Source organism: Verrucomicrobium spinosum DSM 4136 = JCM 18804 (assembly GCF_000172155.1).
In the GTDB taxonomy this organism is placed as follows: domain Bacteria; phylum Verrucomicrobiota; class Verrucomicrobiia; order Verrucomicrobiales; family Verrucomicrobiaceae; genus Verrucomicrobium; species Verrucomicrobium spinosum.
In genome coordinates, this window is the sequence record NZ_ABIZ01000001.1 from 6,710,146 (window position 1) to 6,734,624 (window position 24,479).

Below are 24,479 nucleotides of genomic sequence, written 5' to 3' on the forward strand. Positions count from 1 at the left end.
GCGGAGCGCGCCCGGCAATCCTGCCCCGCTATTTCTGCGGGGACCGCTTGTCCTTTCACCTTACAGACCCACAGCTTCAGCCGCGGGCTCACGACGCATGCCGCACATTATTGATGGTTCTCTGTAATAACGGACACACGCAGTTTTGTGAATGAAAAGTCCCCGCCCTTGCCGTTCTTGACACGGACCCTGTCGAAGCGCAGGTCGGGGTCGGTCAGACCTTTGGCAATGGGCACGCCCCGCACCCCCCAGCCCCGAAAGACTTCAAAAGCCCCGGTCCGCTGGCGGTACCTGATCGTGAAAGTCGCTTCACTCCCCTGAATGGCCAGATCATACGCCGTGCGGCGCTCGTTGGGTCCACGGTAGCCCTTCCCATAAGTGAGCACCTCCCAAGAATAGGAATCCGAACCCTTGTCTCCGAAGAAGAGAACCTCGCCTTCCCCATCAAACAAACTCACCCCGGCAAACCCTTTTGAGTGGAAGAGGGAGCGGGGTGAAACTGACTCAAAAGAAAGCAGCACCACGGCATCGCTGCCTGGCTCGACCGCTCTCGAGAAGTGGCCCATCATAGAGGCATCCCGGCCTTGCGCATCAAAGCGCCCTTCACGCACCACCGGAGTTCCTTCCAGTACCGACCACGCCCCCTTCGCCGGCTGTTGCTCCGCAAACACCGCCGCCGGAATGCCAGCAAGGTTCTCGTCAAAGATCACCTCCATATCTGGCGCTGCATCGCGCAGTTTAAAGCTGGCATCACTGTTGCTGATCAATGTGCGGCCGGTGGCCAGGCTGAGCATGCTTTCCCCTTCACCAAGAGTCTGCGGCAGGGCGCTGTCATTTTTCATGCGGACTTCCACGCGCCCCTCTTCAACGTGAACTTCGTGCACCTCTTCTTCTGCTGAAACGGTAAATATGGTGCCCAAGTCCACCACCTCCATCCACGGCGTCTCCACCGTGAACCCTTTGGCATGATGGGGAACAACGAACCGCCCAGAGCCGCGTTCAAGCTTGATCTGGTTCGCACCGGTGACGGCGAATCGCGACGGTCCCTGGATCTGAGCCTCGACACCGGAGCCAAGCCGGATGTTTACTCCACCTTGCTGCATCACCATTTCTTCACCAAAGCGCAATTGCCCATCATCTCCGGCCCCACCAGCGACCATCTCAAAGACCGCTGCCGGCGTGAACTCCACCAGAGGCAACCTGGAAGCCGTCGGTGGAAGCGTTTGTCCGGATTCCGTTTTCATGAGCCACGCGACCGTGGCTGTCAACGCCAGCATCAAGACTGTCACGACGCCCAAAAGTCCAAGGAGGGGCCTCCGGGAAATGGCCTTTTGAGGCGCAGGCTCAGCGCTTCCCATTCCGTCCCAGTCAAGTTCCAGCAGGAGGGTGTCAATCCGCACTTTTTCGAGGTACTGCGCAAGCAAGTCATCGTCTGTCTTCAACCTCGCTTGCAAGTCCTTCGCTGAGGCGTCGTCCAGCAATCCCTCGATCAGCAAATCGATCGAGCGACTCAGTTTGAAGCGTTCATATGGCGTGTTTTCACTCATGAGCGTGGCAGGCGAGACTTGAGGCATTTTCCAAGGGCTTCCCTGAGGCGAAAAAGCCTGGCTCTCAGCATTCCTGTGCGGACTCCCTCGTGTTCAGCATATGTCTCCAGCGAGACGTTTGTTCCATAGCGAATGTGCAGAAGCTTTTGGTCCTCAGAGTTTAGTTTCTTTCTGCACATTTCCAGGGCAGCCAATTCGTCCTCGATGAAATCGGGTTCTTCCGCCACCAGCTGCCGGGCCATATGGTCCATCAATTCTTCGTCTATCAGGACCACTTTTGATCGTGCCAGCTTCTTCCGGTGATTCAGAACAAGATATCTGGCGGTCTGAAAAGCCCAGGCCTTGAAGTTCGTGCCAAGGGTGAATTCAGCGCGTTTCTCCCACAATTTCAGAAGAGTTTCCTGTGCAATGTCATCCGCGTCTGCGCAACCGGGCAATAGAGACCTCACATAATGGCGCACAGATGGGGCATGGCGGCGCAACGTTGCGCCAAACTCCTCCTCCCCCTTTGGACCTACGCCTGATGCAGGAACTGCGGGGGGGCAGGTCCCTCCGCCTCCACCCGACCCACTCAGCACGTTGCCCGTCGTCGGCCAGCATAAGGTGTCTAGAATGTTCTCCATACTCAATATCAAATCGTTGTGTCCGTACCACGTCGCCCCAGCAGGGCCATGCGCCTGAGCCCTCCGCATTCAACAAAGCCGTCCCGGCGTCATCTCATCTGTATGAGCCGACATCGGCATTCGTGTAACCATGCGGCTCCTGCAGCATTGCATTCCCACGGTCCGGAATTCAGAAATCAGCAGTCCGGCCAGTTCGATAAAATGAGAGTTTTCGACAATCACGTTCAAACAAACGCCCCCCTGAAACGTTGTTTTCGTGATCAATCTGCCATAATCTGTGATTATCCTGCCATATGAGGTGCCTCCTCCAAGACGAATTTTTCTCAAAAGTTGAAGAGCCCCAGGCCGTCAGGCACATTTTCGAGCACATCCCTGAAGTGTTCTTCTTTGTCAAAGATCGCCAGAGTCGCCTCATGGCGGGCAGCAACAACATGGTACAGCGGCTTGGGTTGAAGCGGGAGGCAGATCTTGTCGGGAAAGGAGATGAGGAGTTCTTCGATATTCACCTCGTCCAGGCGTTTCGCAGGGACGATGAACTCGTGTTTCGCACCGGAAAGCCTCTCATCAATCGATTGGAATTGTGGTATGACGAACAGCGGAACCACGCCTGGTTTCTCACCACTAAAACCCCCCTTCGCGGTAAAGGTGGTGAAGTAGTGGGTTTGATGGGAATCACCCGGCGGGACGAAAGTACTCACAACTACCACCCGGCGGGCGTGGTGGCAAAAATAGTGGATTATCTCAACAAGAACTCCACTCAAGCTCTGAGCACCGCAGATCTGGCCCGGACCTTTTTCATGTCTGAGCGTACACTCCATCGTAAAATTCATGAATCCCTGGGCATTTCACCTTATGAGCTGATGATTCGGATTCGTATTCAGAAGGCGGCCGAAGCCCTGGTAAAATCCAATGCCAAGGTGATCGAAGTTGCCATCGAACATGGCTTCTGTGACTCGAGCAGTTTTACCCAGCACTTCCGGAAGAGAATCGGCATCACCCCCTCCCAGTTCCGAAAGCGTCACCAATCCTCTTGAGACATCTCCAGTTGGCTACCCAGACCATTTCCAGCCCTCAAAGCTCATCCGTGTGGCGTACGCGCGTCGGGTTCAGCCTCGCCCGGCGGTAGGCGCGGGGAGTCTCTCCTGTGTACTTCTTAAATTGGGCGGTGAACACGCTCTGGTCGTAGAAGGCATGATCCACGGCTATCTCTCCAATAGGCTTGTCCGTCGTAGCGAGCTCATTCCCACTGGACTGAATTCGCAGCCGGATGATGTACTCCTGCACACTCATCCGGAAAGTCTCCTGGAATTTGCGGTTGAGATGCCGGCCGGACACATGGGCCATTCCAGCAAGGATGGAAACCGCGATCCGGCTGCGATAGTTTTGCCGGATGAAAGCAACTACCTGTTCAAGCTTCGAATCCCCCGAACTCTGGCTTGCTCCAGGTTGGAAAGGCCGGACCGTTCCCATCACTCCAATGACCTCGTCCTTTGAATTCACAATCGGGATTTTCGTGGTGAGGAACCAGTCTTTCGTCCTCGACCTTTTATAGAGAGCTTCCACCCGGTCAATCAACGGCTGCCGGGTCTTCATCACCTGCAAATCGTCTTCACGAATGGCCCTTGCCACATTTGCAGGATGAATCTTGTCGTCACCCGCACCAATCAACTCCTCCTCATGAGCCAGTCCAACCCTGCGGAGAGTACCCGCGCTGATGGCCACAAAACGACTGTCCCGGTCCTTTGCAAAGTAGTCAACATCCGGCATGAGTTCGATGAGCTTACGAAATTGCGAAAGCCCCCCCATTTCATTGAAGAACCTCGCTTGATACTCCCCGGCTGACATAGCCTGCCCGCCCGAACTCCTTGAGTCGCTCTGGACCTTCTGACTGGAAGTGCCAGGAAACGGGTCAACCGTGCCTTTGGTCGGGCCATAGAGCCCTAAAGGTCTCCTGGAGACTTCACCAGGTTCGGAATGGAGCATGTCACTCTTATCGTACGATTGCATCTGGTGATTCAGGATTGCTGAATGTTCATTGGGCAGCCTTCAGCCCCATCAGAGGAGCCAGGTCTGCCGGGGAAGGGTTGTTCAGATCGACTTCAGATACTCCACCAAGTCCCTAAGATCCTGATCGGTCAACCCCATCTCTGAGGCTGGCGGCATCCATGAATGATCCTTGAGAAACTCCACCTTGATGCCGCCCTCGCGGAACAAGATCTTTTTCATCTGCCCGCCGAACACTTTGATGTTCAACGAGCCAGCGTGGTGGCTGTAGTTTGAGACCAACCCCTCCACGATATGCTTGCCGTCCCGGGACCTTAGACGCGCAGGCTGATCAAACCCATGGGCGAGACGTTCGGAGGGGGCGATGAGATCTGTGAGGATCTGTTCAGTGGTGCGTGCAGCGGCCCAGCCGGCCAAGTTGGGGCCGAATGGGGTACCCTGGGCACCAACCTGATGACAGACGTAGCACACAGCGACCTTCGCCTCCCCTCGCTTGGCATCGCCATGCAGCCTGGCGATGGTGGGAATGTCGGACAGTTTCGTTCTCCCTCCCAGGCTCTGCGGGATTTGGAGACTGTGCGCAAGGGAGGATTCCCCTGGTAAGACGGTCAGGTCACGGGCCAGGACTTCACTGAGCGTTGTTTGATACCCTTCCCCCCCGAAAGAGGGCTCCTTCAACAAAGAGGAGAGTGCGTCATACCTCGCCAGACGCTCCTCCTCACTACGAAAACATGCGAAGGCCATGATGTAGTGCCGGAATGACGGGACGTCGGGCCTGGCAGCTTTGATCCAGTTCAACAGATCCTTGGAAGCTTGCGGTGAATTAAGGCGCCAAGCAAGGTTGAGCGCTGTTTCAGGCCACTCGGCTGCAGCCAGACTCGCGACCTGAGGGCGGACGAGCTCGTCATACACCTGAGCCTCCTTGCCCACTGACGCAGTGCCGAGAGCCTCCAGTGCCCACCGGTTCTTTCCATCATAGGCACGGAGAAGCTGAGTCAGCACCCCTTTGCACTGACTAAAAGGCATATCGCGCAATGAGAGTGCCACCTCACGACGAACCGCCATGGAGCTGTCTCCAGCCATCTTCCCAGCCAGCTCTGGCAAACCCGCAGGATCAGCCAGACGCAAGCACCGGAAAGCCAGCACCCTTTGTGATTCCACTTTTGAATCCAGCAACTGACGGACCCACTCACGCCCCTGTGGTGCGGCAAATGCGAGCGGCCACACTGCCCGGGCTTGAATGTAGGGATTGGTTTCCGTTTCAAAGAAGTGGATGAGTTGCGCGACAGCGTCTTCCCCCTTCTTCTGCAAAAGTGCTGCCGCGTGAGACCGCACGTTGACCACTGGGCTGCGCAGCGCCCCTACAAGCCCCTTGGTGGTCTCAAAATCGACTCTCTCCACCGCTGGCATCTTGACGTTCCGGCGGGAGATCCGGTAGATGGTACCCGGCGCTTGATTGGTCCGACGGCTTGTATCATTGTAAAAATCTGCAAGCAGAAGGCTGCCATCCGGCAGCAACGCCAGATCAGTCGGCAGAAAAAACTGCCCCCGCTGATCTCTCTTCAATGACAGGAAAGGAAACAGGCGGCCGATCTCCACCTGCGCCTCCCTCATCTCTGGACGGCAGGCCATGATCTGCTTCAGCACCATGTCTGTCACCAGATAGAGTCCGCGGAATTCTTCGCCAAGTTCATCCCCTTCAATGAGAACATTTCCAGTGGGTGAGCCTGTCCCATACACAGTCCCTGGCGGCATCGTTCCGGGATAGTTCTCCCGCCAGTGGGAGGATGAAGAGGCATTCCCGCCGGCGTTGGCAGGGCGTGGCTTTTCCCAGGACTTCACAATCTCCTCCCAGGACTTCACGCCATTTTCAATGTCTGCGTATCCCAGGTTGCCATACTCCATCAGCCAGGACACACGGCAGTGTGCTGGATCATCATTGTCACTCTGGAACATATCCCCAAACGAGCTCACAAACATATCGTGAGGATTGCGCATGTTCTCCCCCACAGGCACGAGGCCCGTACCATCGGGATTGATACGAAACGCCATACCAGCGACATAGAGCTGCCCATCCGAACTGCGCTGGCCGACCAGCTCCGCGCCACCGTAGTATGACCCGGCGATGAATTCACGACCATCCTTGGTCTTCACGCTCAATCCCTTGTTCCCATGGCTGAAGTACCACTGCCCGCTTGGCGCGCCGACGACAGCATGCAGGGTGTGATCGTGAGCCCCACCCAGAAAGCCGGTGAGAAAGACCTCGCGGGTGTCAATTCCCGGATCAAACACTGCGTTCCGGTTCGAATCCGTATAGATGATGATGGAGGGCGTAGCGGAAACGACAATCTTGTTGTCAAACACTGCGATACCAAGAGGAGCAGCGCGCAATTCTTTGTCTGTGATGAAAACATGGGAGCTGTCCGCCTTGCCGTCCCCGTCCTTGTCCTCCAGAACCATGATCGACTGACCGGCAGCAATCACAGGCTTCTGACCATAATCAATGCCTTCAGTCGCCCACACGCGCCCTTGCGCATCCACGTCCATCGCCACAGGCGTGTAAATTTGGGGGGTGGTGGCCCACACCTGGATTTGGAGGTCCTGAGGCAGTGAAGAGTCAAACTGGAACGCCTCCACCGGCACCCCGCCTCCTCCAGGATTCTTCTCCGCAAAAGTCAACCGATCAGGGGCGGGAACAATGGCCTCTGCGGCAGGAGCCGTCGAAACCAGCAGCAAACAACTGCCAAGAAGGATGGGAAGATGGTAAGACATATCAAGATTAAAATGGGCACCCAGAGCGTCAGAAATTGTTGGGAGCCACCAAAGTGGGACTAAGGGGTGTGCCCTCCCATCAGTTCTCCCACTACACATGTCCCCACTCCTACGCGTGTTTCAGAAAAAAGCGCCACCGGTGCCGGGGCCACGCCTCTGGCGACACCCGGGACACCGCAAACAGTCAAAAAATTCCGCGCCTATCGTCCTTCTCCCGGCAACCCAAACCTGAAAGAATGCATGGTATTTACTACTTGTTATTCTTTTTCAATAAGTTCTCATCACCCTTAAATCACGTGTACCAGATGCCAACAAGACTTGCCTCACACGTGCATCCGGAAAATCCGGCTCGTGCCACCTGGTTGCCGCCTGGATGCAAGTTCGCTCTTCACTCCGCCTTCTAACTCTGCTGCGGCTCTGGGTGGGCTGGATCTGCCGGAAAGCGCCTATTTTTTCCGGGAAGAAGCTGGCTGGGCCTGCGACATCGGTCACAGCAGCCGTCAGTGTCTATGGGAAGATTTCTGGTCCACCCTCGACTGTACTCCCCCACCAGACCTGCCCTCCCTTTCCGCCACGCGATTTCACCAGCTTTCAATCACACAAGTCGCAACCTAAAACCGGAACACTTCCGCTCTTCACATGCAAGCTGGCACTGATACTGCACCGCCACCGGCATCGGACGACACTTGTGGGGCTTCTCAATCAGAAGATGCGTCCGGCAGCGAGCTTCAGAAGCAGTTTTTTAGAAAGCTGGTGGGTACCTTCCACTTGTTCAAGCTTCTCTCACTGATGTCAGACGCAAGCTACTTCGTGAAAGACAGCAGAGGCCGGTTCATGGCTGCGGGCGGCGGTCTTCTCCAACACCTGGGCGTAAAGGGAGAGGAAGACCTGCTGTCCTCCACGGATTTCGCCTTCTTCCCACCTCACCTGGCCCACGCGATGCGCATGGACGATCTGCGTGTGATGCAAACGCGCCAACCTATGGTGGACCGGCTTGAGCTGCTCCATAGCAACCGTGGCACCAAACGTTGGCACTTGACCACCAAGTTGCCACTCATTGGCCCTGACGGCACCCCCATGGGCATCATGGGAGTGGTCAGGCCCTGCAACGATGCCAGCGATCCAGCCGTGCCTCAACAGGTCCGCAAAGCCGTCGCGTACATCCATGATCATTTTTCTGAAAGTCTCTCCACAGCTTTCATGGCGAAGAAGGTGCATGCCTCAGCCCGGCATCTCAACCGGCTTTTCCACAATGCTTTCGGCATGGGGGTGCAGGATTTCATCCTGCGCACCAGGGTGGCTGCAGTGTGCCAATGCCTCCTCTGCTCCAACAAGCCTGTGGCTGACATCGCCTATGAACATGGCTTCTACGATCAAAGCGCCATGTCCAGATATTTCCGCCAATACACCGGCGAGAGCCCCCACACCTGGCGCCACCGCCACCGGAGCGCCGGAAGCAGGCCTTTGCCGGCGAGTGGCACGGCACACTGTGCACAAGCGGCTGCCAAGACGCTCCAAGATGCTTTTTTCGCCCAGTTGTCCAGTCATCTGCCGCTCCGACAGTTGTTGGAACATCTCCCGGACATGGACTACTTCACCAAAGATTGTTCGGGCCGTTTCACAGCAATCCGGTCCGCCACGGTGATCCGCCTGGGATTCCGCTCCGAAGAGGAAGCATTGGGTATCACGGACTTTGATATTCATCCCGCGAAGGTGGCAGAAGCCATTCGCAATGACGACTTGCATATCATGCGCACGCGCCAGCCCATGATTGACCAGCTGGAAGAACTCTACACCCGCCCAAGCGTCAAAGGCAGGTTCCTCACGACAAAGCTACCCGTTACAGACCGGAATGAGCAGGTCATCGGCGTCATGGGTTTTATTCGCCCGGCCCCGGGGGAGTTGCTCCAGGTTGCCACTCGTACACCTGTGGAGTTAGTTGTGGCTCACATTCGTGAGCGGCACTTTGAGAAGCTTCTCATCAGCGATCTGGCATCCATTGGAAAGGTGTCGCCTCGTCAATTGAACAGAATGTTTCAGGAATCTTACCGCCTGAGTGCCCAGGACTTCATCATCCGCACCCGTGTCCAGGCAGCCTGTGCAGACCTGGTGTCCACGCGAAATTCGCTGGCGGAGATCGCCTGTGCCCACGGCTTCTGCGACGCCAGCACCTTCACCCGGCAGTTCAAGCATCATATGGGGGAGACCCCTCTCATCTACCGGCGGCGGCGCACCGCTGGCTAGCACCTTCACGATTACAGCGGGCACTGTCACACAGGGTTATTTGAACTAACACACCATGCCGGACGCCCTGTTGCACCGGACAGCCCTCCCATCTTAAAACGGGCACCTGGCCGACGGACACAAAAACTTGGCCCGGTCAGCCAATCAAAATTTCCGGGTTCCCCTCATTCTCTGTGCACGCAACAAGTCCAGCCGCGACGCCGGCACGGGACTCCTGGCAAAAGCTCGGGCCATCGGCTGCCAGCCGATGTCACCAAACCTCCTGATCACAACAGCACCCACTCCATGATTGTTGTTTGTTTCCTATAACTTAACCACAGCCACCCATACTCCCCACCCCATGAAACACCGCCTTACCATTGCCTGCCTCTTCATGGCCGGCCTCTCCTCCCTTGCAGCTCAAACCCCGGGCTCCGTCTCGTCCAAGCTCGCCGGCATCCAGCGCTTCACCGTCCCGGCCGCCTCCTCCCGGCCTATAGGAGTTAACTTTGTCCGTCCCCCGCTTGCTGCGGGCCGGATGGACAGCCGCACCTCCACCACCTTCACCGACAATCAGGTGAACTTCGGCACTCTGCTTGCCGGCAAAAGCAACCTCTGGCTGGAACTCACCAACGGAAACTACCGGGGCATGGCCACACCCGTCACGGTCGCCTCCGCCAACACCTTGAACACTGAGGACAGCCTCGTGCCCTACGCGCCCGGAGCCGCCGTCTTCGAGGTTCGCGAGGCCCACACGGTCGCCACGCTCTTTGGGGCGACCAATACTGCGGGGCTTCACCCCAGCACGACCCTCAACCTCTCGGGCAATCCGGATGAGATCCACATCCCCGATGGCGCAGGCGGCTACCACCGCGTTTTTTACTCCACTCCCGCCGGGGGATGGCGGCAGGACGGCGACGAAATCAGCGATGCCTCCGGCATCCCCATCTATCACGTCGATGCGGTCATCATCCATCGCAAACAGGCATCAGCGCTCACCCTGAGCTTTGTGGGCTTTGTGCGCTCTACCCCGACGTATTTCCCTGTCATCACCGGCACCACCACCATCTTCAACGCCGCCTACCCTACCGGGACCACCCTCACCAGCAGCGGTCTGGCGACCCAGGTCAAACAGGGCACAGAATTAACCGCAGACATCATCAGCATTCCCAACAGCAGCGGGGGCTGGGATGCCTGCTACTATGCCACCGCCTCACCGCCCTCCATCAGCGCAGGGTGGAAACAAGTCGGCCAGGGTAATACGGACAAGGGGACTGTCCCATGGGCCTCAACCTTTAGAATCGAACGCCGCGGTGTGACCGCAAACGTGAAGCTCCTCCCCGGCCCATCCTACTCAGGTCTGTAGGATACCCCTTTCAAATTTCAATCCGTCTTATCTTAACCCGGAGATCTCCCGGCCGGCACCGTCTTGGTGTCTTCTGGAGCTGAACCAGATCGACCTGGTCCAGCCCCATTGAGAGTCCATGGCTTCAGGCAGCCAGCCTGCTTGCCAGCCCGGCGTCCCTGCCACTCATCATCCACACCCCCTTCCATGCTCAACCATCACATCCTATGACGACCTCTCCGTTACCACCCACCAGGAGAACGCTCCTCGCAGCCCTAGGGCTCGCGGCGTGTCTGCTGCCCGCTGCAAACGCTGCCACTGACTACAACAACAACGGCTACGACGACATCTGGGAACACAGGTACAACATCCTGGGCGTCCCCAACCACCCCTATGACTCGGACCGGGACGGTGATGGTGCCACCAACCTCATGGAGAGCATCGCGGGCACCTCGCCAGACAACCCCCAGGATGTCCTCAAGATTCAGGAAATCACCCTCACAGGCAGCAACCTCCTGATCTCCCTCAAGACTCATGCGGGCAAACGCTACGTCCTGGAAAGCAGCGGCACCCCAGACGGGCCCGTCTGGACGGCGGAAGGCTCCCCACTGACCGGCACCGGCACCCTCCAGTCCTTCACCATCCCGGCGGGTTCGGGCACTGCCCCCAAGTTCTTCCGCGTCACCGCCTCCGACGTGGACACCGACGGCGATGGCGTCTCCGACTGGGCGGAGGCGCTCATGGGCACCAATCCCACCCTGGCCACCTCCCCCTCCAACGCCTCAGGCGGTGCTGCGCCGGATGGCGAGGTGCTTCGCAGCCTCGTGTCCTTCACGGCCACCGTGGTCACCCCCTCCTCCTATGAGAAGGAAGGCACCCGCGCCGTCGTGCGGCTGACCCGCACCTACGGATCCATGCCCCTGACCCTCAGGTACTCCGCTGCGGGCAACACGGACTCCACCCGTGGCTCCGCGTCCTCCGGGGACTACCTTCTCAAGAACTCCTCAAATACCACGCTGAACTCCACAGGGTTCCAGTTCCCGGCCAACACGAGCCAGTTTGACGTCCAGGTCGCACCGACTCTGGACAGCCTGAATGAGGTGCCTGAAATGCTGCGGCTTACCTTCCGGGCGACCAGCGGCAGCGTGAACTCACCACTGGGTACCACCCAGACGGTGGACATTCGTGATGCCACCAACACCCAGGCCAACCGGCGCCTCTTCGTCGCGTATCTGGGCAGGGAGGGCGGGGCCGTCACCACTGCCACTGGCCTGGCCACCCTGTTGCTCAACGGGGACAATACCCAGGCGGAGGTCAACTCCAGCTTTAGCAACCTCACCTCCCCACAGAGCGCCTCCCACCTCCACGCCGCTCCCGTAGGTGATCCTCTGGCCAGCGGTCCCATCATTGAAAGCCTCGAACTCGGTCAACTGACAGGACGCACCGTGTCCATTGACCCGGAGCCCGCCGGAGGCTGGACCACCGCGCAGGCCACGCTTACGGCCCTCTTTGATGGGTTCTTGTACATCAACGTCCACACCGCCAACTACGGAGCCGGTGAGATCCGCGGGAACTTCGCACTGGCCAACGGCTCCGTGGCCGAGCCCCCGGTGCCAGCCGCCCCACCCGCCTACGGCAGCCCGGAGTGGCCGGCCCTCACCGGTGCCGCCCTGGACCGCGACATAGCAAGGTTCCTCACGCAGGCCACCTACGGCCCCACGGCAGAGAGCATTCAGGAGGTGAAGGATCTCATCACCGCCAACGGTGGCAACGCCCTCGCGGGATATACCGCGTGGATCAACAAACAGATGGACCTTACCCAGACGCCCTCCCCCAACTTCACCCGTCTGGTGCAGGCCGCAGACATGGAGGAGTTCTTCCTTCGTGGCAACAAACCCATCAACTGGCGGAACGCTCCCTGGTTCGGCGATGGCGGATCCCGTTGGAACGGTTCGTCCTGGGTACAAGACACGGGCATCAAGTCGGTTAACTACACAGACAACTACAATCGCCGGAGAGAATGGTGGACGCTGGTACTCCAGAGCAGGGACCAGTTGAGGCAGAGAATGGCACTCGCCCTGAGCGAAATCGTGGTGGTCGCAGAAACCGACCTCAACATCCGGTCAATCCACTATGGAATGGCCAACTACTGGGACCTCCTCGCAGGGAACGCCTTCAGCCGATATCGCAAAGTACTGGGGGACGTGACGCAAAATCCGATGATGGCCCACTATCTGAGTTACCTCAAAAACGCCAGGGCTTCAGGAAACATCCTTCCTGATGAGAACTATGCGCGCGAGGTCATGCAGCTCTTCTCCGTGGGTCTGGTGAACCGCCACCTGGACGGCACCCTTAAGCTTGGGAACGACGGCCTGCCCCTGCCTACCTACGACCAGAATGATATTCGTGAGATGGCCCGGGTGTTTACCGGATTCGGCTACAGCAAGCTGCACGCCAACATCCTGGCCCCCCTCTATCCGAATCCCGGCTACCTGCAAATGGGCCCTCTACAGGACAACTCATCCTTCACCGCCAGCGCCTCCTTGTTCTCCTACTACTGGCAGGGCCCCTGGATTGAGCCGCTAAAACTGTTTGATGCCTATCATGACTTCAATGCCAAGACCCTTTTCAACGGAAAAACCGGTCAGGTGGCACTGCCAGCAAAGACGAATTCTGCCACGGAATCTGAAGGCCTGGCGGATGTCAATGACGCGCTCGACGCTCTGGCTGGTAAGGACTCGCCTTCTGCCGCCTATGATGGCCATCCAAACACTCCGGTCTTTATCAGCCGCCTGCTGATCCAGCGGTTCACCACCTCCAACCCCAGCGCCGGGTATCTTTACCGGGTGGCCACGACCTTCAAAAACACCAGCGGCAATCTTGGGGAGGTGATCAAAGCGATCCTCTTGGATCACGAAGCCCGCAGTATCGCCCTTGCAGACGGTTCTGTGGCCGTTGGCAAGATCAAGGAACCTCTTCTGCACCTCACAAACCTCCTCCGGGCATTGAAGTGCTACACCGGCCTGCCACTGGTGCACCTCACCACGGTGCCGCTCAACTTCACATCGCTCGAATCCCCGGTGACGGAGCCTTACCCTCTGTCGGAGTACAACAAGTTCCCTCCAGGGGCGGTGCGATTCAGGTTCTACGAGACTACTTTTGGCATCACGCAATCCGCGCAGCGCGCCCCCAGCGTCTTCAACTGGTTCCTTCCAGACTTCTCGCCGCCGGGCCCGCTGCCCCGGGTTGGGATGGTGGCACCTGAAATGCAGACCGCAACGGAGTCCAGCGTGGTAAATTTTGCCAACACCATTCATGGTCTGTCACTGGGCTCCAACCCGCCGACACACAGCTCGCCTGGGAGCGGGCTGGAGGACCTGCCCAGCCTGCTGGCGTACCGCAACGCCTCCGGTGTCCAGTTCACCCTTCCCCAGTGGGCGGTGGACAAGGGCTACTTTACCGCCACCCAGTTCACGCCGGGAACGAATCAGCCAGCCAGCCTCTACAAACAGGTGGACAACTTGGTCCCCCGGTTCGATGACCTGGTCAGCCTCTACACCAGCACTTACACCACCGCCCTGGCTGCCCAGTATGCCCCTGCTGCGGTCCCCGTCACTCCAGGCACGACAGAGAAAAGCGCCGCCCACGCGGAAGCGGTCAAAGCAGTGGTGGATCAGTTAGACCTCCTCCTGGCCTCAGGCTCTCTCAGAGCCACCACGGCCAGCTCCCCCGGAGGCCATCCACGCACGGCCATCCTTGATAGTCTCAATGCTATCGCGGCAAACAACCGGCACACAACAGACGCCACCAACTTTGCAGCAGACGCCCTCACCCGGGTGAAAAACGCTGTGTACCTGGTCATGACCTCCCCGGAAGGGCTCGTCTTGAAGTAGTGCCCGATGAACCGCTCTGGGGCACCCCGCCCCAGGGCTTTGTTTTAGAATCTCAGAACGTCTCATCATGAACTTGATCCTTCGCAAAAAGAACGAACTCACCCGGCGTCAAATGCTCGCCAAGTCGGGTTGCGCCGCCATGGGCCTGACGGGTCTCACCAGCACCCTCGCTCATCTCCGGCTCATGCAAGGCGCCCTCAATGCCCAGACCGTGGGGGAAGGCTATCGGGCTCTCGTCTGTGTCTTCCTCGCCGGCGGCAATGACTCCAACAATCTGCTGGTGCCCGCAGGTCCCAGCGCAGCCCGTACTGACTACGAGACAGGCCGGTCCATTCTTGCCCTTGCGCCCCCAGGGGCCAGCCAGGGGGTTCTACCCTTGAACCCCACCCACCTTGCCGAATGCGATCCCCTGGGGGGATATCTGGGCACCCTCGGCGTGCATCCCAGCTGCGCCCATCTCCAGACCCTGTTCAATGCCGGTGAACTGGCCTTCATCTCAAATGTGGGCACCCTCTCAGAGCCAGGAGTCACTCGCGCCACCTACGCCACCGCTCTAAAACCCAATCGTCTATTTTCCCACTCGGACCAAGCGGTGCAGTGGCAAAGTTCCGTGGCCAACGGTCCCTTCACCAGCGGCTGGGGGGGGCGCATCGCAGACCTCATTGATGCCGCACACAACACGGCCTCTGGCGGTGCCTCCATGTCCATCTCCATCGGCGGCACCAACTCCTTCCTGGTGGGCTCCACCGGCCAGGTGACCACTTATTCCATGAGCAGCGCCGGCATCTCCTCCCTCTCCGGCTACGGTTCCAACTACGCCTCTGCGGTAAATGACCCCAACCTCCTCTTCCAGTCCAGCAACTACAAAAACACCCAGGAAGGCTGGCGCTTGCGGGCGTTTGAGAACCTCATTCAGCTCACCGGCGCCACCATGATGGAGGACGCCTACAACAGCGTGAGGATGAGCGCCCGGGTGACGGACGGGCAGATTGGCACAGCCCTCCAGACTACAGTGGCCGGCGGGGGCTCCACTCTGGACAGTTATTTCAACAATGCCTTCAGCGGCTCCGGCGTGGGCTCCAACAATGAACTCTCCAATCAATTGAAGATGGTGGCGAGGCTTATCGCAGGCCGTAGCGCCCTGGGCAACAACCGGCAGATCTTCTTCGTCACTGACACCGGCTATGACACCCACGCCGCCCAGATGGGGGCCCATGCCACGCGGATGGCCACCCTCGCTTCTTCACTCAAGGGATTCCGCGACTCCCTCCAGTCCCTGGGCGTCTTTGACAATGTGGTGACTTTCACCGCCTCAGACTTCAGCAGGACCTTCGCTCCCAACAAGCCTGATTCCTCCGGAGGCAGCGACCACGGCTGGGGTGGCAACGCCGTGGTCATGGGCGGGGCGGTGAAAGGCCAGCGGGTTTATGGAAAGTACCCCGTGCTCAAGCTCAGTGACGCCCCTGACTCGATCGATGCCGTGGGCACCCGGGGAGTCTGGATCCCCAGCACCTCTGTGGACCAGTACGCCGCCGCGCTCGCCCGCTGGCTGGGTGTAGCCCCCGGCATGCTCGGCAGCATCTTCCCAAACCTCAACCGCTTCGTCACCCTGCCCACCATCACCTCGGGGAACATGGATTTCCTCGAGGCTTGAGATTCCTCCCCCTGGCGGCCTCCTCCCTCCCAAGTCCGGAATGGGGAGGCCGCCAGTCCAGAAAATTGAAGTGCCCTCCCATCTCATGGCCCCGCCTTCCCCCTCACGCCTCACCCTGTTGACGGCATCCGTACTCGCTGTCGCTTTTGGAGTCATCTTTGTCTGGCTGCGGCACAGCGCGTTCCGTCCCTCGCCCCCCCCCACAGAGGTCCTCCCCAATGTCAAAGTTCCAGCGCGCCCACCAGCCCCCCCTCCAGTGGTCCTGCACGAACTGGCCGCAGAATACTCCCAGCTCATCAGCAACCCGGACCAAACCTCCGAAAGCCGCATCAACAACCTCATCTCCTTGCTGGAGCTGTACCGGCGCGCTTGCGGCGGCACCCCTTGCGGGCACAATGAATTAATTGTTTCCTCTATTCTTGGCAGCAATGAGAAGAACGTGCAATTGCTGCCCAGCGACAGTCCAGCGATCCAGCGCGGAGAGCTGGTGGACGAATGGGGCACACCTTACTGGTTCCACACCCTCACGGACCGCTATATCGAAGTGCGGTCTGCAGGCCCGGACAGGGAGCTCTTCACCTCGGACGACATCACAACACACCCCGGCACAGGGAGTTGAAAGGGCGGATGTTAAAGGCCTCGGAGACGCCTACGCGCCGTCCTGTTCAACGAGCAGGGCGGCTTTTGCTGCTCCAGTCATCCGTGCGGAACGTTTGTGCCGGCAGACCAGCCTGGTTGAACAAGTTTGCCCAAGGAATTTGGCTGGACCACGCGTAACGCACCGCCACGGGAGTGGGCACGTTTTTGCTGGAGACGATGACCTCATCCCCTGCAATCACCGCATCCGCCCAGAAAAATTTCCTGTCCTCTCCTGCAATCTGGAAACCTTGCAGCTTCTCACTGTGCCGGACGGCCAGCCCCTTGCCCACATGGGTGAAGGCAATCCGCACCGTGTTCCCTTCGATCTTGTGCGATGAATAAAGGGGACCGCTGTACTCTGCCGCGTGCCCATACACGAAGGCAAGCGCCACCCGTTTCGCCCGCTCTCCGTAGCCAGACTTATTGGAGGGGTGAGTCTCCCCACCCAGATCAGTGCTGCTGACCATGGCCGTGTTCAGATAGGTCTGAATCTTCAGGTACATCTCCCTCTGTTCTCCCCACACGAGAGGCGGCACCTGAGCTGGCAAAGCGGCAAACGGGCTGGCATTCTTTGTGATGGCATCTGCCAAATCCCACGCTGTGCCGCCACCACTGGGCTTTTGCACGTAGAGGAACGGGAAATCACGACCCCACGAATCACGCCAGCCTTTGATGAGGGCACCCATGGCATGGTACTGGTCGAGACCCGTAATCCCGGTTCCACCCTCCCCCTGATCCCATAGCACCCCGCGGATCCCATAGGGGACCATGGGCAGAATATGTTTCTTGTAAAGATGCCCCAGCTCCGCCTTGCTGCCCCCAGGTGGCAGCGGACGGTCAGGCTCGATGCCTGGATTTTGTCCAGCCGCTCTGGCTGCTTCAGCCTTCTTCTTCCAGTCAGCCAGCTGGATGTCGTACTTTTCCAACGCAAGGTTGAGGTCGTACGTTTTGGCAAACTCCTTCACTGCGGCTTGGGCAGACTCGTCAGCCAGATACATGTCCTCCGTAAACCAATAGCCGGAGGGCGTGCCGCTGACTGCTCCCACCATGAGCCCCACCGGTCTTTTGAGTTCAGAGAGGAGCCCTGCGCCAAAGTGGAAGAGCAATGCGGAAAAATTACCGACAGTAGTCGGCGTCGCCTCTGTCCAGCGGCCAGTTTCCTGGTTGAACAAGCGCAGCCCTGGAAAGGGTCCGGCAGCGAGCGCTTTCTTTGAGCCTTCGTCTCTACCCTTGTAGTCATTGATCCTGCCCACCATGTTCGACTGCCCGGCACCCAGCCAGACTTCGCCCACCAGCACATCCTTGACCTCGATCTTCTTTGACCCCTGGACGGTCAGCACCAAGCCCTCCGCGGTCTGCAGAGGATCCAAGTTCACCCGCCACTTCCCATCGGCCGCGCCTTTCGTGATCTTGGTCTGCCCAGCTAACGATACAGTCACGGTTTCACCGGGGTCAGCCATGCCCCAAATCGGCACCTTGATGTCCTGCTGCAGGACCATGTGGTCAGAGATGACCGGCGGCAATCGAAGCTCCGCATGAAGAAGCGGCGTCGTTGCCCAGAGAAGAACAAGAGGAGCGTAGGAGAGGGTTCGCGAAATCATCTGCACAGGTGATTTCCACCCTCCTGTGTTTGTTGCACAATATTCCCCTCTGGAGTGTCTCGTTCATTTCAGGCAACCGCCCTGTCTCTACCAGTGCCTGGCAACTTCATCCATCGTCGTGGCGCGCAGCGTCTCATCGCCAATGGCACGGGCCAGGGAGAGAGCGGCAGCCCTGTCTGTGGCGGCCAGGATCGAGGAAAGCACCCTTGCAGACTCGTCCCGCAGGCTGCCGCCGTCCTGATTGGCCAGCCACGTGCCAGGTCCGGATGGGTCCTGGTGGATCCAGACCCGGAAGAGTGCCTCAAGATTGCGTTGGCGGAGATCGGTCTCCGGGAATGCTGCGGCCCATGCCCATGCAGCGGGTGCATCCGATTGGGCCCAACGCTGGATGATTTCAGGAATCACTGCCCTGCGGGTGTCATCATCAGGCATTTCAGCCCTGACATACTGGGCGGCAAAGCCGGGATCCTGATCCGCCACCGCAGGCACCACCCGGCGCTCAATGGCTGCACGGAGCGGGCCTTCGGGAAGAGAACGCACCCACTCGATCGCGGCAGCAGGGTCTTCTGATGCCCATTGGGCGCTGACGAAGGAAAGCGTTGCATTTCGCTCGGGAGTGTCCTGCATTTTCATCGCCACCCTGCCTGCGGCCTCAAAGTCGAACCCCGCCAGCTCTGTGGCAAGGGTGGCGAGAGCCAACTCCCGCTCCCCCTCCGCAAGCGACAGCGCCCAGCGCTCCGCGGCTTCGGGATCGGACTTCGCCAGGTTCGCGGCCTGCCGGGTTACCACAGCCCATCTCTGCTGTGTCGAGGGAGGAGACTGCCCCTCGGATTCTCCGGGTCCCGCTCCGCCATCCTGTTCACTCCACGAACTCCGGGTGCCCCCCTGCCAGGACCCGCGCTCGGTCAACACGACCGGCACCACGGGCACGACCTCTGGCGAGGTTGAGAAATCCACGCCTCGCCAGATCACGACTCCAGAGAGACAGCATCCAGCAAAGGCGATGGCAAAACGCAAGGGATTCACGGAATGATGGTAAGGTTGTCAAAGGTCGCTGAAGCGGCGGCAGCCGCATCCCCGCTGCTCACCACAAGCCCGACGCCAATCTCCGCAGCCATGGAGAGGGTGTAGCTGGAGACGGTTGTCCAGGCCAGCCCATCTGTGCTCTTGTACGCCGTAACCGTACTCCCGCTTCTCACGATTCGAACCCAAACAGGGGGGCTTTGAGTCCCGTTCTGCGCCGTAAAGACAGATCCACCAGGCGTGACCCGCACCTTCGTGTGGATGGTACCGGCACCGCTGCGACCGCAGAAGTAAGATTTTGCATTCACCGCCAGGGTCTCGCGAATCATCACTCCTGCCACTGGGTTTGGGGTGGTGCCACTCATCGACGCGATTCGGGCCCGGACCTCTCCATCCCCACTCATGGTTTGCCAGGTAAAGTGGATCTGCTCGGCAAGGTTGACGACACCGTTCCCCGCTCCGGTAAGGGTGAAGGTGCCGCCGCTCTCTGACGAGAAACCGGGTACCTGAGAGGAGCCGATGTCCTGTGCCGTCCAGCCCGCCGGCAACCCGCTGACCACATGGATCTGCAGGACAGCCGTGTCCGACAGCCCTTCCGGGTCGCTCGCTCGCACAGTGAAGGAATTGAGCCCCACGTTCGCACTCGCCGGTCGGCCGGACAGCTGGCCATCTGCAGTCACCGCAAGCCAGCCAGGGCCGCTCACCTTGGAGTAAGTCAGGGGGCTGGAGGCGTCCACATCCGTGGCTGCGCCCAGGAGCGTTCCCGAGTACAGCCCCCCCTGCGTGGCACCCGGCAGCTGCACTGGGTCCACGGCAAACACTGGCGCATCATTCACCGCATTTACCGTCACCGTCACGACAGCCGTTGCAATGACCCCGCCATCAAGAGCAGCCACATAGCTGAAAGTGTCAACGCCACTCCAGTTTGCAACAGGGGTATAAGTAATAACACCTCCTCCGACTGACACGGCCCCGTGTGAGGGTGCCGTTACGGATTGCACATCGAGCGTGCCCCCCACTCCTGCATCATTCGTCAGCACAGGGATCGCTACGGGCGTATCCTCTGCCGTATTCGCACTGTCGTCCTCCGCGCTGATTCGGTCGTCAATCGGGACCGTTACGTGAATGGGCACACTCGCATACAGCACCGCCTGGTAGTTGAGCGCGGCATCATCCGTGGGATCTGGCAGGGGGACATTGACCATGACGCCTCCTGACACCTGACTGACAGTCACGGTCTCACCTGGACGCTGCACAAATCCGGGCAGGGTGTGACTGTAGGATCCCGTTTTGAGGGGAACATTGGTGGTGATGTTGATCGCCGTGGCGTTGAGTTCGTGGATCGGATCCGTCACACCCAACTCCCAGTTCAAGCCGTTCCGGCGCAACTGTACGAGTGCAGGACGATCTACCGTGACGCTGTATCCAGAAGCTGCGACAGCGGTGCCCGCAGCATGGAATGCCAGTTGGATCACCTCATTCTCATGATCATAGATACCCTGCACGTTGTCCCCGTTGGATATCACCTCGATTTGGGCCATTGCCGAAGCCAGATGGCCGGGCATTTGCCCAGCCGTCGCATTCGGTATCACCATGTAGTGGTACTTGGTGAGACCGGCGGCAACAGGGTCTGTACCATGCCCGAGGGCAAAGTGAATGACACTGGCGGATGAGGTGGTGGCGGGCGCGGCATCGATCACGCTGGCACCTCCCCGAATGTAAAGCTGCTGAGCACCGTGTGGGAAAACGAGGTACCCTATGCCCCCCTGGTGAATCCAGGTCGGTCCCGTGATGGGAACGGCCATGTCGGTACTGACCCCCTGAGCGATGGATACAGAAGGGGCTCCACCGACCGAATAAGTCACCGCACCGACCCAACGGGTCTGATCAAGTGTCGTAATGATGGGCTGCCCCTGCCCCGCCGCCCGGCGCGCCACGTTGCTCCCGAGGGCGACAGCTTTGTCACCACTGAAGAAAAAGCCCTTGTCAGCCTGGGCTGCGGCATACGTCACGGTGGACTTGGGTCGATACCGCATGGCCGCAAACCCAGTGGAACCATCCGAGGCCATCCCCGCATACGGGTTGCCTGTGGTCTGCTGCACATTCTCCCAGATCATGGCATCCGTACGCCATTCCTCCGTCAGCCCGGGCAGCGCGTGCCAGTCCCAGCGGTTGCGCACGTCGAAGTCGTACTCCGTTCCGCTCACCTTGGTCTGAAGCACCCCGCTGGCGATGTGGTACGAGTGAGTGCCATCATCCGAGACGGCGACGTTGTTCGCCATTTTGACAGAGAAGTAGTGGGACTGGGAACTGGCATTCTGCCCGCCTTTGCGCTGGACCATGGAATGACCTACCCAGAAGGGGAAATTCCCGGTGGCTTCCTGTGTACCATTGGCAATGGCGTTCCGCCAGTTGACCAATTCAGCCTGTTTTGTGATCTGGGTCGTGCCTTGCTTGGCGTTGATCAAGCGGTCGATCACGCCAGGAAAGCCCTTCACAAGATTATTTCTGGTGTTCTCGTAGTAAGAAATGCCAACGGTGGCCATGTCAAAATCACCCTTGTAAACGAGTTTGTCATAGGCGTAGAGCAATCTGTCCGCAATGAAGTTAAACCCCTCACTGCCCAGGTCATAACCACTGTTCTTCAGCATTTCATAGCCGTCAAAGGGAGCAGTGAGCCAGCCATACCCATAACCCCACATGGCCGAGTCAGACGTGCCCGCAAAGCAATGGTGGCTGACGAACCCATCCGGATGGAAGCCGGGCTGACCCCACTTGTGCGAGTCACGGTGCGGATTCTTCGTCCAATACACGATATCTTCCAGCACACCTTTGGGAGTCCAGCCCGGTTTGAAAAGCGCCCCGGGATATTTGGAGTAGTAGTCTCTGTACCAATAGGGGGCATAGGTGATCGGCCGGTTGTAGTCCGCCCAGATGGCGGGCAAAGTCAGCCAGCCACGAACTCGAAGACCGTAGTTGGCATCTGAATGAGCTCCTCCAGTATGATTGGGATCCGTGAGGGGCCCCCATTCTCCTCCGCTGTTGGGATTGCGGTAGGAAGCGCGGAGCATACCGAAACTCAGTTGAAAGAAATCCAGCAGCTTCTGGTGCACCTGTGTGGCAGCGGCATCCCCATTTTTCATTTCGGCCATCAGATCAGGCATCAACCACACGGCGGGGCCGGTCATAGGATCTGTCCAGATCCACTGGTGCGAAACATCCGTGTACGAAGCGATCCCTTTTTCATTCAGGGCAAAAACGGTGTCCCCAATTTCAGTGCCAATGGGCTGCCCATTAATGATCACTTTCGCGGGGTCCATCGGTATCCGGTCTAAAAACGTGTTGATGGCCAGATAGAGGGCGTTCTTGAGACGGAGCCGCTCCGCAGGAATGCCCGCCGGCCCATACTTGGACGACTTGCGGTAGGCGTTGGCAAGGCCGCCGATCTTGATGGCAACGCCCTGCCATTGAGTGGATAGATTGGGCGCAACGCTCACCGTGCTCACGTAACTTGCAATTGATCGGGTGTAAAAGTCGTAGCCGCTGAAGCGCCCACCGTTCGTTTCCAGATCCGTGATCCAGCTCGCCACGGTGGCATCATCAGGATTACTGCGCCCATAAAGCCGGTCCCACGACTGGCATAGGTTGGTGGCAAAGGTCAGGAACCCCGCATGCAATGTCTGAGGCACAGCCCGCACAACCACGGGCACCGTCCCGAGGGTGGCAGCACCGTCGGAAAGTTTCACCGTCAGAGGATAATCGGTCGCCGTGGCCGCGACCGTCTTTCCCGGCTTGACACGGAGCATCCCGAAAAGGCGGCTCTCCGAATCACGCTGGTTCACCAGCTCAAAGATATCCGATGGATCGGAGGTGATGGAGAAGGCAAAACCCGCGGGAACAGGAATGACATGCGCATCCATATTGCGCATCAAATTCACTTTTCCCATGACTTCTGTGCCTGCGCCACTGCCGGTTTGGATGTCAAAGTAGCTGGCCAGAAGATCGTGGGACACGGCGCTGACAGTGAGATTGTCCACATCGAAAGTCTGAGTGCCGCCTAATCCCGTAACAATCCGGATGCCGTCGTCCGCACCATTTTGCCAGTTGAGAGCGCTGGCCATGTTGACGGAGAAGTTTACTGGCGGGTTGACACCCGCTGCATCCTTGATCGTCCCAGCGACGTCAGCGCTGCCCTGCCGAACGGTCAAGGTAACACGATAATATCCTGCCGTATCATTCTCCGTGGCTGTGGTGGAATAGTTTCCAAAATCAAACCCTGGTGCCCAGTTACCGCCAGAAAGCCCCATGGGATTGGCCGCGACACTGCCAGCACTTTTAACTGCATAAAATGCCAGATCTTGCGCAGAAGCATCCGCATCAAAATTCCCGTAGCCGAATCCAACAGTCACGAGCTCCGTATCCCCATCGTAAAGGCTCACGCGGGGCACGGAATTGCCTGCAGAGGACAGCAGGCTCCTGACCCGGATGTCGAAGCTGACGACAAAGGTCATCTTGTCATCGATAGGTGCCATGCGGCTGGTTGGAATCCGGATCGATGTCGCGGAGGCAGTTGAGTCCATCAGCACAAGCGCACCTGCACTGGGTGCAGCAGTGTGGCCACTGGCAATGGCGGCATTGTAGTCGTCCCCACTTGACTCCCGATAAAGGTAGGTCAGGGCGGACCTACCATCATAGTTGTCCGACCAGAGGGTGTTTGCAGTGGAGGATGTCGCAGCCAGGAGAACCCCGCACGCGATCAATGGCAGTGTGCTTTTCATGGTAGGTCGAGGATAAACTTGAAAAAAGGCCACTCGCTATTGGCAGCCCAGTTTGTCGGTAGTTTCGGGTAAGGAGGACACAGCAGCATGGAGTCGCCCCCGGTCGCAGCACCTTGACCGTGGATGTTGGCTGGAGCGAAATGCATGCACATTGAAAGGATGTGGCATCATGCCAGAAAGCATAAAATCCCGCTTGGCTCCCCAGGACATGTAATTGTGCCCATCCGCCTGACTCAAACAATGGCAGATGGATCACAAGGATTTGAGGGGGCAACCTGGCGAAGCCCTGAAGTTGCTTGGCAACTTAATTCAGAGATCGATGGAGGCTTCTGTAAATGGAAGCATCCTTTTCGTCGGCTGGGGGCAGGTCATTTTTC

13 protein-coding genes are annotated in these 24,479 nt (G+C 58.8%); 6 read left to right on the plus strand and 7 right to left on the minus strand.

Annotation, left to right across the window (positions count from 1 at the left end):
• Positions 1-107: 107 nt before the first annotated feature.
• Both VSP_RS27270 and VSP_RS37680 read right to left on the minus strand, forming a co-directional pair.
• Positions 108-1,547 (minus strand): FecR domain-containing protein, encoded by a 1,440-nt coding sequence (locus VSP_RS27270; protein WP_009964731.1) that lies wholly within the window; start codon positions 1,545-1,547, stop codon positions 108-110.
• On the minus strand, positions 1,544-2,239 hold the full coding sequence (locus VSP_RS37680; RefSeq protein WP_053332397.1) for a sigma-70 family RNA polymerase sigma factor: 696 nt from the start codon (positions 2,237-2,239) through the stop codon (positions 1,544-1,546). Before VSP_RS37680 ends, VSP_RS27270 begins: the two co-directional genes overlap by 4 nt.
• A gap of 224 nt (positions 2,240-2,463) precedes the next feature.
• On the opposite strand from VSP_RS37680, the gene VSP_RS27280 reads away from it, so the two are divergent.
• Positions 2,464-3,204 (plus strand): AraC family transcriptional regulator, encoded by a 741-nt coding sequence (locus tag VSP_RS27280; RefSeq protein WP_009964733.1) that lies wholly within the window; start codon positions 2,464-2,466, stop codon positions 3,202-3,204.
• A gap of 37 nt (positions 3,205-3,241) precedes the next feature.
• On the opposite strand, the gene VSP_RS27285 is transcribed toward VSP_RS27280, so the two are convergent.
• Entirely contained in the window at positions 3,242-3,937 is a 696-nt protein-coding gene (locus VSP_RS27285) for a helix-turn-helix domain-containing protein (protein ID WP_232289514.1), read from the minus strand.
• 321 nt (positions 3,938-4,258) lie between these two features.
• Positions 4,259-6,946: a PVC-type heme-binding CxxCH protein gene (locus VSP_RS37685; protein ID WP_009964735.1), complete on the minus strand. Its 2,688-nt coding sequence runs from the start codon at positions 6,944-6,946 to the stop codon at positions 4,259-4,261.
• 789 nt (positions 6,947-7,735) lie between these two features.
• On the opposite strand from VSP_RS37685, the gene VSP_RS27295 reads away from it, so the two are divergent.
• The 5 genes from VSP_RS27295 (at position 7,736) to VSP_RS41785 (ending at position 16,680) form a co-directional block, all read left to right on the plus strand.
• Entirely contained in the window at positions 7,736-9,190 is a 1,455-nt protein-coding gene (locus VSP_RS27295) for a helix-turn-helix domain-containing protein (protein WP_172682520.1), read from the plus strand.
• A gap of 340 nt (positions 9,191-9,530) precedes the next feature.
• The gene (locus VSP_RS27300; protein WP_009964737.1) at positions 9,531-10,535 is read left to right on the plus strand and encodes a hypothetical protein; all 1,005 of its coding nucleotides are present in this window, start codon (positions 9,531-9,533) and stop codon (positions 10,533-10,535) included.
• 206 nt (positions 10,536-10,741) lie between these two features.
• Positions 10,742-14,407 carry a DUF1800 family protein gene (locus VSP_RS27305; protein WP_009964738.1) on the plus strand — a complete coding sequence of 1,222 codons (3,666 nt, stop codon included), beginning with the start codon at positions 10,742-10,744 and terminating at the stop codon, positions 14,405-14,407.
• A 67-nt stretch (positions 14,408-14,474) separates the two neighbouring features.
• A complete protein-coding gene (locus tag VSP_RS27310) occupies positions 14,475-16,061 on the plus strand; it encodes a DUF1501 domain-containing protein (protein ID WP_009964739.1) in 1,587 nt (528 codons plus the stop codon).
• Between the two features lie 85 nt (positions 16,062-16,146).
• Positions 16,147-16,680 (plus strand): hypothetical protein, encoded by a 534-nt coding sequence (locus VSP_RS41785; protein WP_157211085.1) that lies wholly within the window; start codon positions 16,147-16,149, stop codon positions 16,678-16,680.
• Between the two features lie 46 nt (positions 16,681-16,726).
• Here the strand turns inward: VSP_RS41785 and VSP_RS27320 are convergent, their stop codons facing one another.
• The 3 genes from VSP_RS27320 to VSP_RS27330 form a co-directional block, all read right to left on the minus strand.
• Entirely contained in the window at positions 16,727-18,301 is a 1,575-nt protein-coding gene (locus VSP_RS27320) for a sialate O-acetylesterase family protein (protein ID WP_157211086.1), read from the minus strand.
• An 87-nt stretch (positions 18,302-18,388) separates the two neighbouring features.
• Positions 18,389-19,327, minus strand: a complete 939-nt coding sequence (locus VSP_RS27325) for a hypothetical protein (protein WP_009964743.1) — start codon at positions 19,325-19,327, stop codon at positions 18,389-18,391.
• Positions 19,324-24,102: a polysaccharide lyase family 8 super-sandwich domain-containing protein gene (locus VSP_RS27330; protein WP_009964744.1), complete on the minus strand. Its 4,779-nt coding sequence runs from the start codon at positions 24,100-24,102 to the stop codon at positions 19,324-19,326. Before VSP_RS27330 ends, VSP_RS27325 begins: the two co-directional genes overlap by 4 nt.
• Between the last annotated feature and the right edge of the window lie 377 nt (positions 24,103-24,479).